Origin of the sequence: Halochromatium salexigens (assembly GCF_016653295.1) — a bacterium.
Lineage (GTDB): Bacteria > Pseudomonadota > Gammaproteobacteria > Chromatiales > Chromatiaceae > Lamprobacter > Lamprobacter salexigens.
The window spans coordinates 48,378-61,324 of sequence record NZ_NHSF01000010.1 but is presented as its reverse complement, the minus strand read 5'-3'; the positions used below and the strand labels follow the sequence as shown (position 1 = coordinate 61,324).

Genomic DNA, 12,947 nt, shown 5'->3' with positions numbered 1-12,947 from the left:
AACATCTCACATCGATCGCCTGCGGGCATAGCAAAGGATCAGCACCAGTGGCGGCCAATCCGCGTTAGCATGACGCACGCCACCGGCCTGGACTGCTTGAACGGTTCTGCCCGCGCTCACTGCCCTGCCCCCATGACCCGAGCCACCTAGCCCGATGAAGACCCCCAAGACAAGCGCTTTCTCTACCACTGTTGCCGGCGAGCCTCAGGGCTGGGGCAAGGTACTGAGCGCGTTACGCGACCGGCGCGTGCTCACCATGCTCTTGCTCGGCTTCGCCGCCGGCATTCCACTGCTGCTAATCTTCTCGTCGCTGTCGCTCTGGCTACGCGAGGCCGGGGTCGAGCGCGGCGCGGTCACTTTCTTTAGCTGGGCCGCGCTCGGTTACTCGTTCAAGTTCATCTGGGCACCGCTGGTCGATCGCCTGCCACTGCCCTGGCTGACGCGCCGCCTCGGTCGCCGACGTGGCTGGCTGCTGCTCTCACAGCTGGCGATCATCACCGCCATCGCGCTGATGGCCTCGGTCGACCCAGCCACAGGCTCTCAGGGCCTGGTGCTGATGGCACTGGCGGCGGTGATGCTCGGCTTTTCGGCCGCGACCCAAGACATCTGCATCGACGCCTATCGCATCGAGATCGCTCCGCCAGCCCTGCAGGGCATGCTCTCGGCGGCCTATATCGCCGGCTACCGGATCGGCATGGTCACCAGTGGCGCCGGTGCGTTGTTTCTTGCCGCGCTGTTCATGTCGTCGATGGGAGACTACTCCTACCAAGCCTGGCGCCTAACCTATCTGATCATGGCCGCGACCATGCTGATCGGCGTGGTGACAACCTTGGTTGTGCGCGAACCAGAGGTCGAGCGCGCCGATGTTTACCAGTACGGACCTTACGACTATGCGCGCCTGGTGCTGGTGTTTTTGCTCGCGGTGGCCGCCTTTGCCGGCACCTTCTTCTTCACCAGCGGCACGGTCGCGGCCCTGAAGCAGGCCACCGGTGGCGGTCCGATCGGCGCCTTCTTGCTCGAGACGCTGCACTTCGCACTCGCGCTTGGGATCGCCGGGCTGGTCGGCTGGGCGCTGGTGCTGGCCGGTGCCGTCAACCGGGAGATGGCGCGTCAGACCTGGGTGGCGCCTGTGCTCGATTTCTTCCGCCGCTACGGACTGCAGACCGCGCTGCTGCTCTTGGCGCTGATCGGTCTGTACCGAATCTCCGACATCGTGCTCGGAGTCATCGCCAACGTCTTCTACCAGGACCTCGGCTTTACCAAGCCCGAGATCGCCCAGGCGGTCAAGACCTTCGGCGTCGTGGTGAGTATCGCCGGTGGCTTTATCGGCGGGCTGATGGCAACCCGTTTCGGCGTTATGCGCATCCTGATGCTGGGCGCGGTGCTCTCGGCGCTGACCAATCTGATCTTCGTCGGGCTTGCCTATGTCGGCCACAGCCTGGCACTGCTCTATCTAACCGTCGCCGCCGATAATCTGGCCGCAGGACTGGCGAGTGCCGCCTTTGTTGCCTTCTTGTCCAGTCTGACCAGCGTCTCGTTCACCGCCGTTCAATACGCGATTTTTAGTTCCCTGATGACGCTGCTGCCAAAGGTGATCGGTGGCTACTCGGGCTCGATCGTCGACGGCATCGGCTATCCGGGCTTCTTCATCTTTACCACCCTGATTGGGGTGCCGGTGCTGCTGCTGGTGTGGCTGGCCGGACGCAAACTCGCGCTGCGCGGACAGCCTGACTCATAACCCCGCCAAAGGGCCCCTCTTGGGATACGCTTGACACCGTTTAAGACCTATAGACGAATGGATGGCCTGAGGCACGACAAGGGGCGTTAAGTGGCAGATCATTGTGCAATTGCGATCAAAACCAGCGTCGTTTGCAATCTTATGCGCAGACTAATAGCGCATCCTATCAATCGTCGGCCACAAGCCGACGCTCAGGGTAAGACTCACAAGGTCAGCCCCGAATCAGGATCACCGGCGGCACTGGATTAGCATACAGCGCCTTTGTGAATAGCCCGATGAGCACATCTCATCGAGCTCCGCCGGTACCCGCTTCGCGCACACCGTAGCGCATGCCAGTCTCACCCTGGACTTGCGCTGCGGCAGCATCCAGTCGCTTAGTTCGATCGCGCAATCGATCGTTAGAAGGAGTTCGCACCATGCCCGTCCATCACGCGAAGTATCACCCGAGCCCGCCGATGCCCATCCGCAACCGCCTCTGGCCTGATCGCACCATCGAGCAGGCCCCGCGCTGGGCCAGCGTCGACCTGCGCGACGGTAACCAGGCCCTGCGTGCGCCGATGAGCGTGGCCCAGAAGCAACAGCTCTGGGCCTTGCTCCTGGACATCGGCGTGAAGGAGGTCGAGGTCGGTTTCCCCTCCGCCAGCCAGCCCGATTACGACTTCGCGCGTTGGCTGATCGAGGAGCGGCGCATCCCAGAGGATGTCACCATCCAGGTGCTGGTGCAGGCGCGCGCCGACCTGATCGAGCGCACCTTTGCGGCATTGGATGGTGTGCATCGTGCCATCGTCCATGTCTATAACTCGACCTCGCCGGTGCAGCGCGAGTGGGTGTTCGGCGCTGATCGCGCTCAGGTCAAGGCAATCGCGGTACAAGGCGCCGAGTTGGTGCGCGCCGAGGCCGCTAAGTACCCCGGCACCGACTGGACCTTCCAATACTCGCCGGAAAGCTTCTCGCAGACCGAGCCCGACTACGCGGTCGAGGTCTGCAACGCGGTGCTGGATGTCTGGCAACCAACGCCAGCGAACCCCTGCATTCTGAATTTACCGGCGACGGTGGAGTCAGCCAGCCCGAATGTCTTCGCCGATCAGGTCGAGTGGTTCTGCCGTCATCTCGCACGGCGCGAGAGCGTCTGCGTCTCCCTGCATACCCACAACGACCGCGGTGGCGCGGCGGCGGCGGCCGAGCTGGGCCTGCTCGCCGGCGCCGATCGCATCGAGGGCACCTTGCTCGGAAACGGCGAGCGCACCGGCAACTGTGATCTGATCACACTCGCGATGAACCTCTACAGCCAGGGCGTTGATCCACGGCTCGATCTCAGCGACCCGGAGCGCATCATCGCCACCGTGGAAGCATGCACCGGCATCGCCTGTCATCCACGCCACCCTTGGGTTGGCGAGCTGGTCTATACCGCCTTCTCCGGCAGCCATCAGGACGCGATCAACAAGTCACTGCACCAGCAGCGGGCCACGCACAACCGCGACCTGCCCTGGCAGGTGGCCTATCTGCCGATCGATCCACAGGATCTCGGTCGCAGCTACGAAGCAGTGATCCGGGTCAACAGCCAGTCCGGCAAGGGCGGCATCGCCTTCGTGCTCGAGCGCGATTACGGGTTGCAATTACCACGCTGGATACAGCAAGAGCTGGCACCGGTGGTACAACGCGTGAGTGAAGAGCAAGGCGGGATCATCGACTCGACGCGCATCCGCCAGTTGTTCGAGGCCCAATTCATCCACGAGCAGGGACCGAACCGGCTTGGCGGCTACCGTCTTAGCCGCAACGGGCATGATCGGCTTGAGGCCACCCTCGTCAGCGACGGAGGCGAGCAGCGCATTAGCGGCGAGGGCGACGGTGCCATCGCCGCCTTCGCCGATGCCTGGAGCAGGACCTTTGGGCAGGTGATCGACGTGCGCGATTACCGCGAGCATGCGCTCGGAGCCGGCACCCATGCCGAAGCCGCGGCCTATGTCCAGCTTGAGATCGACGGCCAGTCGATCACCGGCGTCGCGATCGACCGTGATACTGTCAACGCCTCGCTCAAAGCGGTGATCTCGGCGCTGAATCGGGCCGCGGATGCGCCGTCAATGGATGCCTTGAGGCCCTATTCTGAGCTAGTCTGATGAGATGAAACTTGACCGCTATGACCGACACATCCTCGCGATCCTGCAAGAGGATGGCCGCATCAGCAATCAGGAGCTAGCCGACCGCATCGGCCTATCACCCTCACCCTGTCTGCGGCGGCTGCGAGCGCTGGAGGAGACGGGCATGATCGCCGGCTATCGAGCGATGGTCGACGCTAAGAAGCTCGGCCTGAGCCTGATCGCCTTCGTCAGTATCTCGATGGATCGCCATACCCCAGAGCGCTTCGCGAACTTCGATGCGACCGTCTCCGCGCTGCCCGAGGTGTTGGAATGCTCGCTGATCACCGGTCGCGATGCCGATTATCAGCTCAAGGTGATCGTGCGCGACATGGACGCCTATCAGGATCTGCTGTTGCAGAAGATCACCCGCATTGAGGGCGTCTCCGGGGTTCACTCCAGTTTCGTACTGCGCCAAGTGCTCGAGCGCACCGCGCTGCCGCTAGGCTAAAACTGCCGCTGATCCGCCAGTGGTCGCCGGCTTACGGCCCTAGCTGGAATTTATGGCTTCTAGCACGCCCAATACGGCGTTTACGGATCGCTTTTCAGGCCCCGGGATGTGCGAAGCGGCGTGCGAGTCGGGCGGCTTGGTCGATGAGTTCGCCGAGTTCGCTGACCCGTGCGCCAGCTTGCTCAGTGTAGTTCTGGACCTGCTTTGCTAACTGATCGATGTTGTTGATGTTGGCGTTGATCTCTTCAGTAGTGGCACTCTGCTGCTCGGTGGCACTGGCAATCTGTAGGCTCATCTCCTGCATTGAGGCCACGGCGGCGCGGATCGCCTCAAGGGCGTTATGGGATTCGTCAGCCAGAGTGAGGCTATGCGCGGCTCGCTCGCTGCTCTCGTCCATGGCGGTGACGGCGCGATGCGTGCCTTCCTGCAGCGAGTCGGTGATCGTCTTGATCTCGGCGGTCGCAGCGGAGGTGCGGTCGGCAAGCACGCGCACCTCCTCAGCAACCACCGAGAAGCCGCGACCAGCCTCCCCGGCGCGGGCCGCCTCGATGGTGGCATTGAGGGCAAGCAGGTGGGTCTGCTCGGTGATCTCTTGGATCAGGTCAAGCGCGGTCCCGATGCGCTTAGCTTCGTCGGCGACTTGGTGGGTTACCTGCGAGGAGCTGCGCATGCGCTCGACCAGCGTGCGAACGGCCTCGGTGCTCTGCTGAACAGTTTCCATGCCACGGTCGGCCTGCTCGCGCACCTGCTCGCTGATCTGTGCCCCCATGGAAGCGTTGCGCGCGATCTCCTGCACGCTTTGCGCCATCTCTTCCATCGCGGAGGCGACCTGAAGGGTCTCAGCCGTCTGGCGCTCGGCCTGGACGCGGGTCTCGGCCACGGCCTCGCCAGCCTGGGTACCGACCTGCTGTAAGTGATCAGTGACGTTAGCCAGCCGCTTGGGAACCGCCGACATCTCGGTGCGCAGTTTCAGCAAGGCCAACCGCAGGTGCCCAACCTCGTCGTTGCGATTGCTATAAATCTGTTCGGCCAGCGGATCGTCGATCAGTTGTTGCGACTCAGCAACCGTGGACTTGAGGCCTCGCCACAGGTGCAGGAAGCCATAGGCGCTAAGGGCTGCGGCGATGATGCTGAGTGCCGCTAACGCGAGGGGCGACAGGCCGGCCAGCGCGGCGAGGCTGGCCACCAGCGGGGTCGGCAACAGCAGCGCCAGAAAGCGTTCGCGCAGACCGAGAGATCCTGATGGCTTTGGGGGTGGCGCTAGCTCGCCCTGGTTTGGCTCCGTGGCGCGCAACTGAGCGTAGATGGTTGCGGCACGCTCTACGGCGGCCTCGCTCGGCGGGGCTAGGCGTACCGACTGGAACTCGATGATCTTGCCATGATCATCGAGAATCGGGGTGGCATAAGCATGAACCCAATAATAGTCGCCATTCTTGCAGCGGTTCTTGACCATGCCCATCCATGAGCGACCCGCAAGCAAGCATGACCACATCTGCTGATAGGCCGTACGCGGCATATCAGGATGGCGCATGATGTTGTGCGGCTGGCCGAGCAGTTCAGCGCGATTATAGCCACTGATGTGCTCGAATTCCTCGTTGATGTAGGTGATCCGCCCTTTGGGATCAGTGGTCGAGAGGATGGTCGCATCCGGCGCGACCGGGGCACGTTGCTGAGTGACTGGCTTGTTGATGCGCATGGAGACTCCCCGTTAAATTCCGACCCCCCTGCCGCATCCGTCTCCGGACATCCTTGGCGTGTCACATTAGAGCAATCCGCGAGGCAGCGCCAATCCTTCTATAAAGATAGGGTTTTAGAGTACTGCATCGTGCTGATATCCGAAAGGCTCATCGAGATGCGCATCGAGCCAGGCGCGGATCTGCACGCTCGAGCGCGAGCCGCTGAAGCGCCCGTGCTCCTCGCCCTGCTGGAACAGGAGCACGGTTGGAAAACCGCGCAGCCGGTAGTGGCCGGCGAGCTTCATGTTCTCGCCCTCATCGACCTCGACCTTGGCGAGCCCGACCGCGCCCTCAAGCTCATCGATCACGCGGTAGAGATGCGGCGCGAGCTGATGACAGGGCGCGCACCAATCGGCCCAGAAGTCGACCAGGATCGGCCGTGTGCGCGAGGCTTCGATCACGGCCTGCTCGAACCCGTCGTGGTCGACATCGAAGCAATCAGCGCACGGCGGTTGGTCGGAGGGAAAACGCATCGGATCATCTCCATCATGGCCGGGAGTCTATCGCACCACAGCCGAAGCAAAACCGCCAGTTTGAGTATCCGCGGCAGCGGACTGCTAACATCAGCGAATCATCAGTTTGCCCCCGTCACTGTCAGCGATCACCCATAGGCCCCCTTGATGAGCAGTTATGAAACCGACTTCCACCAGTGGATCGAAGAGCAGTCGGACCTGCTGCGCTCCGGCCGCTTCGCGCAGCTGGATGTCACGCACTTGATCAAGGAGCTGGAGAGCATGAGTGCAGGCGAACGGCGCGAGCTGATCAACCGTCTCGCTGTGTTGCTGGCGCACCTGCTCAAATGGGAGTACCAACCCGAGCGTCGCAACACCAGCTGGCGCTTGACGGTCAATGAGCAGCGGCGCCAGCTCGCCCTGTTACTGGAAGACAGCCCCAGCCTACGGCAGCGCCTGCCAGAGCTGCTCCCGCGCAGCTATCGCAACGCGACCCGCGCGGCGATGGAAGAAACAGGGCTTCTCAAGTCGCCATTCCCCGAACACTGCACCTATAGCATCGCCGAAATCCTAGACGAAGACTACTGGCCAGGCGTTCGATTTGGGGCGACGTGACCCGGTTTTCCACCGTCGGACTGGCCGCCGATCGACCGGGTGCGCTATGGTTAGCGGCCGATGCGTGAGCCGATGACCAATGGCCGTCGCGCATCCTGAATCGCCCGCACCACCTCGTTCTCAGAGAAGAGCCGCCGATGTCCGATCTGCACCCCAATCGCGCCCCCTACCCCACCACCCGCATGCGCCGGATGCGCCGCGATGCGTTCTCGCGCCGGCTGATGCGCGAGACGACCTTGACGCCGGATGACTTCATCTACCCGGTCTTCGTGCTCGAAGGCCAAGGCGAGCGCGAGCCGGTGCCCTCGATGCCCGGCATCGAGCGCCTGAGCATCGACCTGCTAGTCGAAGAGGCACAGACCATCGCCAAGCTTGGCATCCCGGCGATGGCGCTGTTCCCGGTCACGCCGATGTCGGCCAAGTCCGAGGATGCGCGTGAGGCCTTCAATCCAGATGGTCTGGCGCAGCGCGCAGTGCGGGCGCTCAAGGACGCGTTGCCCGAGCTAGGCGTGATGACCGATGTCGCCCTCGACCCCTTCACCACCCATGGCCAGGATGGACTCATCGACGAGACTGGCTATGTGATGAACGATGCCACCGTCGAGGTGCTGGTCAAGCAGGCGGTCTCGCATGCGGCGGCCGGCGCCGACATCGTCGCGCCCTCGGACATGATGGACGGGCGCATCGGCGCGGTGCGCGAGGCGCTCGAAGCCGACGGCCACATCCACACCCGCATCATGGCCTACTCGGCCAAGTACGCCTCCAGCTTCTACGGCCCGTTCCGCGATGCGGTCGGCTCGGCGGCCAACCTCGGTGGCGGCAACAAGTACACCTATCAGATGGACCCGGCCAACTCCGACGAGGCCCTGCACGAGGTCGGGCTCGACTTGGCCGAGGGTGCCGACATGGTGATGGTCAAGCCCGGCATGCCCTATCTCGACATCGTTCGGCGGGTCAAGGACCGCTTCGGTGCGCCGACCTTCGTCTATCAGGTCAGCGGCGAATACGCGATGCTGAAGGCCGCGAGCCAGAATGGCTGGCTGGTGGAGCGCGATGTCGTGCTTGAGGCGCTCATGGGCGTGAAGCGCGCGGGGGGCGATGGCATCCTCACCTACTACGCCAAGCAGGCCGCGCAATGGATGGGCGCCTGAGTCCGCACAGCCGGAGTAGCGTGGATGACTGATCAGTATGCGGTGATCGGCAACCCAATCGCGCACAGCAAATCGCCGGCCATCCATGCGGCCTTTGCCGCACAAACCGGCGAGCCGATCGAATACGGGCGCATCCTCGGCGACCCGGACGACTTCGCCGGGGATGTGCGCCATTTCGTCGCCGAGGGTGGGCGGGGCCTCAACGTCACGGTACCCTTCAAGACCGCCGCTTTTGAGCTGCTCGATGATCTCAGCGAGCAGGCGCAAGCCGCCGGTGCGGTCAATACCCTGATCGTGCGCGATGGTGGTTTGCTGCGCGGCGACAACACCGACGGTGTTGGCCTGCTGCGCGATCTGACTGAGAACCACGGCTTCACGCTAGCCGGCAAGCGGGTGCTGCTGCTCGGTGCCGGCGGTGCCGCGCGCGGGGTGCTGCGCCCGCTGCTCGAGGCTGGCCCCGCTGAGTTGCTGATCGCCAACCGCACCGCGCGCAAGGCCGAAGCGCTCGCCGCTCAGTTCAGCCACCTCGATGCCAGTGCGACCACCTCCGCGCCCGGCAATACGCTCCGCAGGGCGGCCTACGGCGATGATCGCCAACCCCGAACCTCGTCCACCGCCGCGTTGTCGACCGAGACAGGCCAACGCCCTGATCAAAGTCTGGGCGCTTGCCAAAAAACACACTCGGTCGCGGGCCGCGGTCTCGACGGCATCGCCGGGCAGCGCTTCGATCTGATCATCAACGCCACTTCGACCGGGCTCGACGATCAGGTGCCAGCGATCCCTAACGATTGTCTCGCCCGGGGCGGCTGGGTCTATGACCTGCTCTATGCCGATGAGCCGACCCCATTCTGCCGCTGGGGCCAGGCCCGCGATGCCGCCCGTGTGCTAGATGGACTCGGCATGCTGGTCGAGCAGGCGGCGGAATCCTTCTGGCTATGGCGTGGACTGCGACCGCAAACCGCGCCAGTGATCGCCCGTTTGCGGGGCGGTTGATAACGGCCTTGGTGATCTCGATTACTCGGCCCTTTACGAAACCCTAGTTGAAGGGCGCTAGCGCCCCATCGCCCCATGGAACTGCCCTTTACCCACAAGCCGGGTCGCCGAGAGCGCCATCTGCGGCGTCGGCACGAGAATCCCCTATTCGCCTGGCCACCGCACGAGGTGCCGCCCGAGGATCTACTCGCCGCGCAGAAGGCCGACCATGACGACATGCTGGCCTTTGACGAGACCTTACAAGCCCTCATCCAGCGCGCGGTCGACCTGCCCCCCGATGCCGGCAGTGATGCCGTATTGAGCCTCAAAGAGGCGCTCGAATCTCATTATGAGCAAAGCTATGCCTTACCCGAGGACCACAGCGAGGCCCGCACGGCACTGAAGCGGCTTATCGGGCTGATCATGAAGACGCTCTGGCGTCACGCCGGGTCCGATCCGGTCGCACACCAAGAGCTAAGCGACGAAGAAACCGCTCGGGCCATCCATTTACGGCTCATCGAACAGCCCTTGGTGGCCGATCTCCTTCACCCCGAGAGTTGTATCGGCCCCGAAGAGCTGGTACCGAGCCTGCTATCGGCCCCTGAAGCTGAGATTGAGGCGGCCTGCGAATTATTTGACGCTCGCGAACTGGCCGAGCTGCTCGAGCACAGTGAGAGACGATTAGAGGCACTGGACGCCCAAGGCATCGGTGACCTCGACCAGGCACGAAACCGATTGACGCTGATCCGCCTGCACGCGCAACAGTCCAACCCTGCACAACCGCCGCACTGAGCGGTAGGCACGACGCGCCACAGGCCAAGCCCACCGCAACTCGGCGAGAACAACTGCAATGTCTGTCCTTATCTTCCGGCTCAATGGCGTCGAAGACGATGAAGCGGCCGATGTGCGGCGCCTGCTTGATGAGCGGGGGCTCACCTACCATGAGACTAGCGGTGGCTTTCTCGGTTTTGGCATCGCCGGACTCTGGCTATTAGACGCCAGCCAGAAGACGACGGCGCGCGCACTGATCGACCGCTATCAAGAAGAACGCTCGGCACGCCTCGTAGCCGAATACGTCACCCGTTGGCGCGCAGGCCAAGCCGAGACCACGCTGCAACGCGCGATCCGTCAGCCGCTGCGCACCCTGTTCTACCTCGCCGGCGCTGCCGCAGTGCTCTATCTGGTGCTGGTACCCTTCCTGACGTTGGGAAACCAGAGCTGACCACACTGGCCCAGCGGTCAACGAACGCCGATTTTCATGAAATTCCGCAGCAGATCATGGCCATGCCGGGTCAGAATCGACTCCGGGTGAAACTGCACGCTTTCGATGGGTAAGTCGCGATGACGCATACCCATGATCTCATCGCGTTCACCCTCAGCCGTTTCGGTCCAAGCCGTAATCTCAAGCTCGGTCGGCAGCGATGCTTCCTCGACCACCAGCGAATGATAGCGCGTGGCCTCGAACGGCTGCGCTAAGCCTTGGAAGACACCAAAGCCCTCATGATGGATCGGCGAGGTCTTGCCGTGCATCACCGCATGCGCCTTGACCACCTTGCCGCCAAAGGCTTGGCCAATCGACTGGTGCCCTAGGCAGACCCCAAGCAGCGGCACCTTGCCAGCCGCAGCCTGGATGAGTTCCACCGAAACCCCAGCCTGGCTTGGCGTACAGGGCCCCGGGGAGACCACAATCCTCTCCGGCCGCAATGCCAGCGCCTCAGCCACTGATAGCTCATCATTGCGCACCACCCGCACCTCAACACCTAGCTCACCCAGGTACTGCACCAGGTTGTAGGTGAAAGAGTCATAGTTGTCGATCATCAGCAGCATTTGATACTTAACCTACTGTTTATTAAACTAATAATTTCGTTTTCCCTGGATTAGTACCCCATAGATACCTGTTTAGTCCCGGGTGATCATATTCCCCGAAGGAGTTATCCTTTGCTGCGTACCCGCAGGGCGCTGGAGCTGGGCAGCACAGCGACGATGCGCTTCCTTGCCCTACCGCCTGCTGCGGCCCTGCCGACGGAGACGAGTAACCATGGTGATCCGACTGCACAAGCAAGCCCGCACTACGCCGGCGGTGCGTCGTGAGCTGCAAGTGGCCGAAGGCTCTCACAAGACCTTGGCACGGCGCTACAACCTGAGCGCAGCCACGGTGGCGAAGTGGCGTGGCAGGGACGACGTGAACGATGCCTCGCACCGTCCACAACGGCTGCAGACCACGCTGAGCGCGGCGCCGGCGCCGGTTCCACCTCGTCCGGTATGCGCCAAAGCCCCATCCTCGTCAGTCGCCGCCCGAGCGCGGGCGATGCGCTACTCACCGCGATCGGCACCGCCAATAGAGCGCCGACAAAGAACGGCGAGATGACCAATGCCCCGGGCGGCGCATAGAGCGCCATCCAGCCGAAACCGAAGACACCAAACGCTGTTTGCGGCCAAAGCCGTTGGACGGCCTCGATTGGTCGCACCTGATGGATCGCGCGCCGCTGCGCCCCCCAGACCACGGCACGGCCGAATAGGAGACCGAGCAGGAAACGACTATGCGCAATCGCCATGATCGGCGCCAGCAAGGCGCTGAAGCCGATTTCGGCAAGGCTGCCGGTGATCAGCCGCACGCCACACCCGAAGCGCCGCCGCCCGGCGCTACTGCTCAGCGCATCGATGATAGTCGCGAGCTTGGGCGCAAACACCATCATCATGATAAGGGCTAACTGTCAAGTCCCGCGAGCTGCGCGCGTCCAAGCCGCAGGTACTGCATGTTGCCCTGACACCAACGCAGATCACGGCGGAGGAACTCAAGCAGGGTCGGCGGATTCTCCTCCCAGCCCCAGCTCCCACCCTCGATCGGCATCACCCGCACTTCGTAGCCAGCGCGGCGTCGGGCGTTAGGCGCATGACCAATAGCCCGATGACGGCATTCCAGAACCCGATGACCGTCCAGGGCAAGGTCATCGCGAAGCAGAACATGAGCAGCGCATCAAGCCAATCGAAGCCGCCGGCGCGCAAAGTCCACGCCATCAGCCCGAGCGCGCCGCCGGTGGTCAAAATCACTAAGGCCACGAACAGCTGGCGCCGCCCACTAGGTTCGGCGCGCATGGAACGCGGGCCCTTAGGCGATAGCGCGTCGCGAAATGGCAGCCTCATCGATGTCGAGAACACGGCGCGACCTCTTGCTGAAGAACCTGTCTAACTCGCAAGAGCGTTGGGGCAGACAAAATCTGTTCAACGCTGGAAGCTCGCCGAGGTTTGGCAAGAACCGCATTTCATCAGCACTCCCAAACCAAGAAATTCAACGCTCGATAGGGTTACAGAAGACCCCAGGTCGGGCTATGGTTGGTGGAGACCCCTTGCCTTTATCACCCGAGGATCTCAATGCTGATCACCTTCAAGACCCCTGTCCATGCCGACATCACCATGTTCGGTGACGTCGCCAAGGCGTTAATCCGTATGATGGGCCATAGTGGGTCGGTGCCAGGCGCCCTCCTCGCCGAGGATATCCCGGCCGCAATCGAGCGGCTCAAGGTCGCGGTGGAAGCGAACCCAGAGGCGCCGCTCGATCCACAGCACGAAGAGCGCGACGATGACAGCCGCACTCAAAGCGTGAGCCTCAAGCACCGTGCCCTGCCATTGATCGAGCTACTCGAAGCCGCCGCGCGCGACGAGAAGAACGTGATCTGGGATGGTTGAGACCGATTTC

The 12,947-nt window shown here is 63.0% G+C and carries 15 protein-coding genes and 1 pseudogene; 11 read left to right on the top strand and 5 right to left on the bottom strand.

From position 1 onward, the window contains the following. The first annotated feature begins 154 nt into the window (after positions 1–154). The 3 genes from CCR82_RS01570 (at position 155) to CCR82_RS01560 (ending at position 4,324) form a co-directional block, all read left to right on the top strand. On the top strand, positions 155–1,738 hold the full coding sequence (locus CCR82_RS01570) for an AmpG family muropeptide MFS transporter (RefSeq protein WP_201243551.1): 1,584 nt from the start codon (positions 155–157) through the stop codon (positions 1,736–1,738). 416 nt (positions 1,739–2,154) lie between these two features. After that, complete coding sequence (gene leuA / locus CCR82_RS01565; RefSeq protein ID WP_201243549.1) at positions 2,155–3,855, top strand: 2-isopropylmalate synthase; 1,701 nt, start codon at positions 2,155–2,157, stop codon at positions 3,853–3,855. Positions 3,856–3,859: 4 nt separating this feature from the next. Further along, positions 3,860–4,324 (top strand): Lrp/AsnC family transcriptional regulator, encoded by a 465-nt coding sequence (locus CCR82_RS01560; protein ID WP_201243547.1) that lies wholly within the window; start codon positions 3,860–3,862, stop codon positions 4,322–4,324. A gap of 94 nt (positions 4,325–4,418) precedes the next feature. Here the strand turns inward: CCR82_RS01560 and CCR82_RS01555 are convergent, their stop codons facing one another. Next, positions 4,419–6,020, bottom strand: coding sequence for a methyl-accepting chemotaxis protein (locus tag CCR82_RS01555; protein ID WP_201243545.1), 1,602 nt, complete (start codon positions 6,018–6,020; stop codon positions 4,419–4,421). Positions 6,021–6,134: 114 nt separating this feature from the next. Further along, positions 6,135–6,533, bottom strand: coding sequence for a thioredoxin family protein (locus CCR82_RS01550; RefSeq protein WP_201243543.1), 399 nt, complete (start codon positions 6,531–6,533; stop codon positions 6,135–6,137). Between the two features lie 147 nt (positions 6,534–6,680). Between CCR82_RS01550 and CCR82_RS01545 the strand changes: the two genes are divergently transcribed. The 5 genes from CCR82_RS01545 (at position 6,681) to CCR82_RS01525 (ending at position 10,472) form a co-directional block, all read left to right on the top strand. Next, positions 6,681–7,127, top strand: coding sequence for a DUF29 domain-containing protein (locus tag CCR82_RS01545; protein ID WP_201243541.1), 447 nt, complete (start codon positions 6,681–6,683; stop codon positions 7,125–7,127). A gap of 137 nt (positions 7,128–7,264) precedes the next feature. Continuing rightward, the gene (gene hemB, locus CCR82_RS01540) at positions 7,265–8,278 is read left to right on the top strand and encodes a porphobilinogen synthase (RefSeq protein ID WP_201243539.1); all 1,014 of its coding nucleotides are present in this window, start codon (positions 7,265–7,267) and stop codon (positions 8,276–8,278) included. Between the two features lie 24 nt (positions 8,279–8,302). After that, positions 8,303–9,271 carry a shikimate dehydrogenase gene (aroE, locus tag CCR82_RS01535; RefSeq protein ID WP_201243537.1) on the top strand — a complete coding sequence of 323 codons (969 nt, stop codon included), beginning with the start codon at positions 8,303–8,305 and terminating at the stop codon, positions 9,269–9,271. A gap of 75 nt (positions 9,272–9,346) precedes the next feature. Further along, positions 9,347–10,042: a hypothetical protein gene (locus tag CCR82_RS01530; protein ID WP_201243535.1), complete on the top strand. Its 696-nt coding sequence runs from the start codon at positions 9,347–9,349 to the stop codon at positions 10,040–10,042. A gap of 58 nt (positions 10,043–10,100) precedes the next feature. Continuing rightward, a complete protein-coding gene (locus CCR82_RS01525; protein ID WP_201243533.1) occupies positions 10,101–10,472 on the top strand; it encodes a DUF6164 family protein in 372 nt (123 codons plus the stop codon). Positions 10,473–10,489: 17 nt separating this feature from the next. Here CCR82_RS01525 and CCR82_RS01520 read toward each other — a convergent pair whose 3' ends face one another. Continuing rightward, complete coding sequence (locus CCR82_RS01520; RefSeq protein ID WP_201243531.1) at positions 10,490–11,077, bottom strand: anthranilate synthase component II; 588 nt, start codon at positions 11,075–11,077, stop codon at positions 10,490–10,492. Between the two features lie 211 nt (positions 11,078–11,288). Between CCR82_RS01520 and CCR82_RS19220 the strand changes: the two are divergent. After that, positions 11,289–11,480 (top strand): annotated as a pseudogene (locus CCR82_RS19220) (IS481 family transposase); the annotation flags it as partial. A 310-nt stretch (positions 11,481–11,790) separates the two neighbouring features. Continuing rightward, a complete protein-coding gene (locus CCR82_RS19215; protein WP_242513164.1) occupies positions 11,791–11,961 on the top strand; it encodes a hypothetical protein in 171 nt (56 codons plus the stop codon). Here CCR82_RS19215 and CCR82_RS01510 read toward each other — a convergent pair. Together CCR82_RS01510 and CCR82_RS01505 are read right to left on the bottom strand one after the other, a co-directional pair. Next, entirely contained in the window at positions 11,958–12,101 is a 144-nt protein-coding gene (locus tag CCR82_RS01510; RefSeq protein WP_201243526.1) for a hypothetical protein, read from the bottom strand. The two genes, CCR82_RS19215 and CCR82_RS01510, sit on opposite strands and share 4 nt — an antisense overlap. Then, positions 12,101–12,346 carry a hypothetical protein gene (locus CCR82_RS01505; RefSeq protein ID WP_201243524.1) on the bottom strand — a complete coding sequence of 82 codons (246 nt, stop codon included), beginning with the start codon at positions 12,344–12,346 and terminating at the stop codon, positions 12,101–12,103. The genes CCR82_RS01510 and CCR82_RS01505 overlap by 1 nt, the downstream gene beginning before the upstream one ends. A gap of 276 nt (positions 12,347–12,622) precedes the next feature. Here CCR82_RS01505 and CCR82_RS01500 point away from each other — a divergent pair, with 276 nt between their 5' ends. Beyond that, positions 12,623–12,937, top strand: coding sequence for a DUF1840 domain-containing protein (locus tag CCR82_RS01500; protein WP_201243522.1), 315 nt, complete (start codon positions 12,623–12,625; stop codon positions 12,935–12,937). Positions 12,938–12,947 lie beyond the last annotated feature (10 nt).

Coding starts and splice junctions, on each gene's coding strand:
- CCR82_RS01570 (WP_201243551.1), top strand. CDS start 155: ATGAAGACCCCCAAGACAAGCGCTTTCTCTACCACTGTTGCCGGCGAG.
- leuA (WP_201243549.1), top strand. CDS start 2,155: ATGCCCGTCCATCACGCGAAGTATCACCCGAGCCCGCCGATGCCCATC.
- CCR82_RS01560 (WP_201243547.1), top strand. CDS start 3,860: ATGAAACTTGACCGCTATGACCGACACATCCTCGCGATCCTGCAAGAG.
- CCR82_RS01555 (WP_201243545.1), bottom strand. CDS start 6,020: ATGCGCATCAACAAGCCAGTCACTCAGCAACGTGCCCCGGTCGCGCCG.
- CCR82_RS01550 (WP_201243543.1), bottom strand. CDS start 6,533: ATGCGTTTTCCCTCCGACCAACCGCCGTGCGCTGATTGCTTCGATGTC.
- CCR82_RS01545 (WP_201243541.1), top strand. CDS start 6,681: ATGAGCAGTTATGAAACCGACTTCCACCAGTGGATCGAAGAGCAGTCG.
- hemB (WP_201243539.1), top strand. CDS start 7,265: ATGTCCGATCTGCACCCCAATCGCGCCCCCTACCCCACCACCCGCATG.
- aroE (WP_201243537.1), top strand. CDS start 8,303: ATGACTGATCAGTATGCGGTGATCGGCAACCCAATCGCGCACAGCAAA.
- CCR82_RS01530 (WP_201243535.1), top strand. CDS start 9,347: ATGGAACTGCCCTTTACCCACAAGCCGGGTCGCCGAGAGCGCCATCTG.
- CCR82_RS01525 (WP_201243533.1), top strand. CDS start 10,101: ATGTCTGTCCTTATCTTCCGGCTCAATGGCGTCGAAGACGATGAAGCG.
- CCR82_RS01520 (WP_201243531.1), bottom strand. CDS start 11,077: ATGCTGCTGATGATCGACAACTATGACTCTTTCACCTACAACCTGGTG.
- CCR82_RS19215 (WP_242513164.1), top strand. CDS start 11,791: ATGCGCAATCGCCATGATCGGCGCCAGCAAGGCGCTGAAGCCGATTTC.
- CCR82_RS01510 (WP_201243526.1), bottom strand. CDS start 12,101: ATGCCGATCGAGGGTGGGAGCTGGGGCTGGGAGGAGAATCCGCCGACC.
- CCR82_RS01505 (WP_201243524.1), bottom strand. CDS start 12,346: ATGCGCGCCGAACCTAGTGGGCGGCGCCAGCTGTTCGTGGCCTTAGTG.
- CCR82_RS01500 (WP_201243522.1), top strand. CDS start 12,623: ATGCTGATCACCTTCAAGACCCCTGTCCATGCCGACATCACCATGTTC.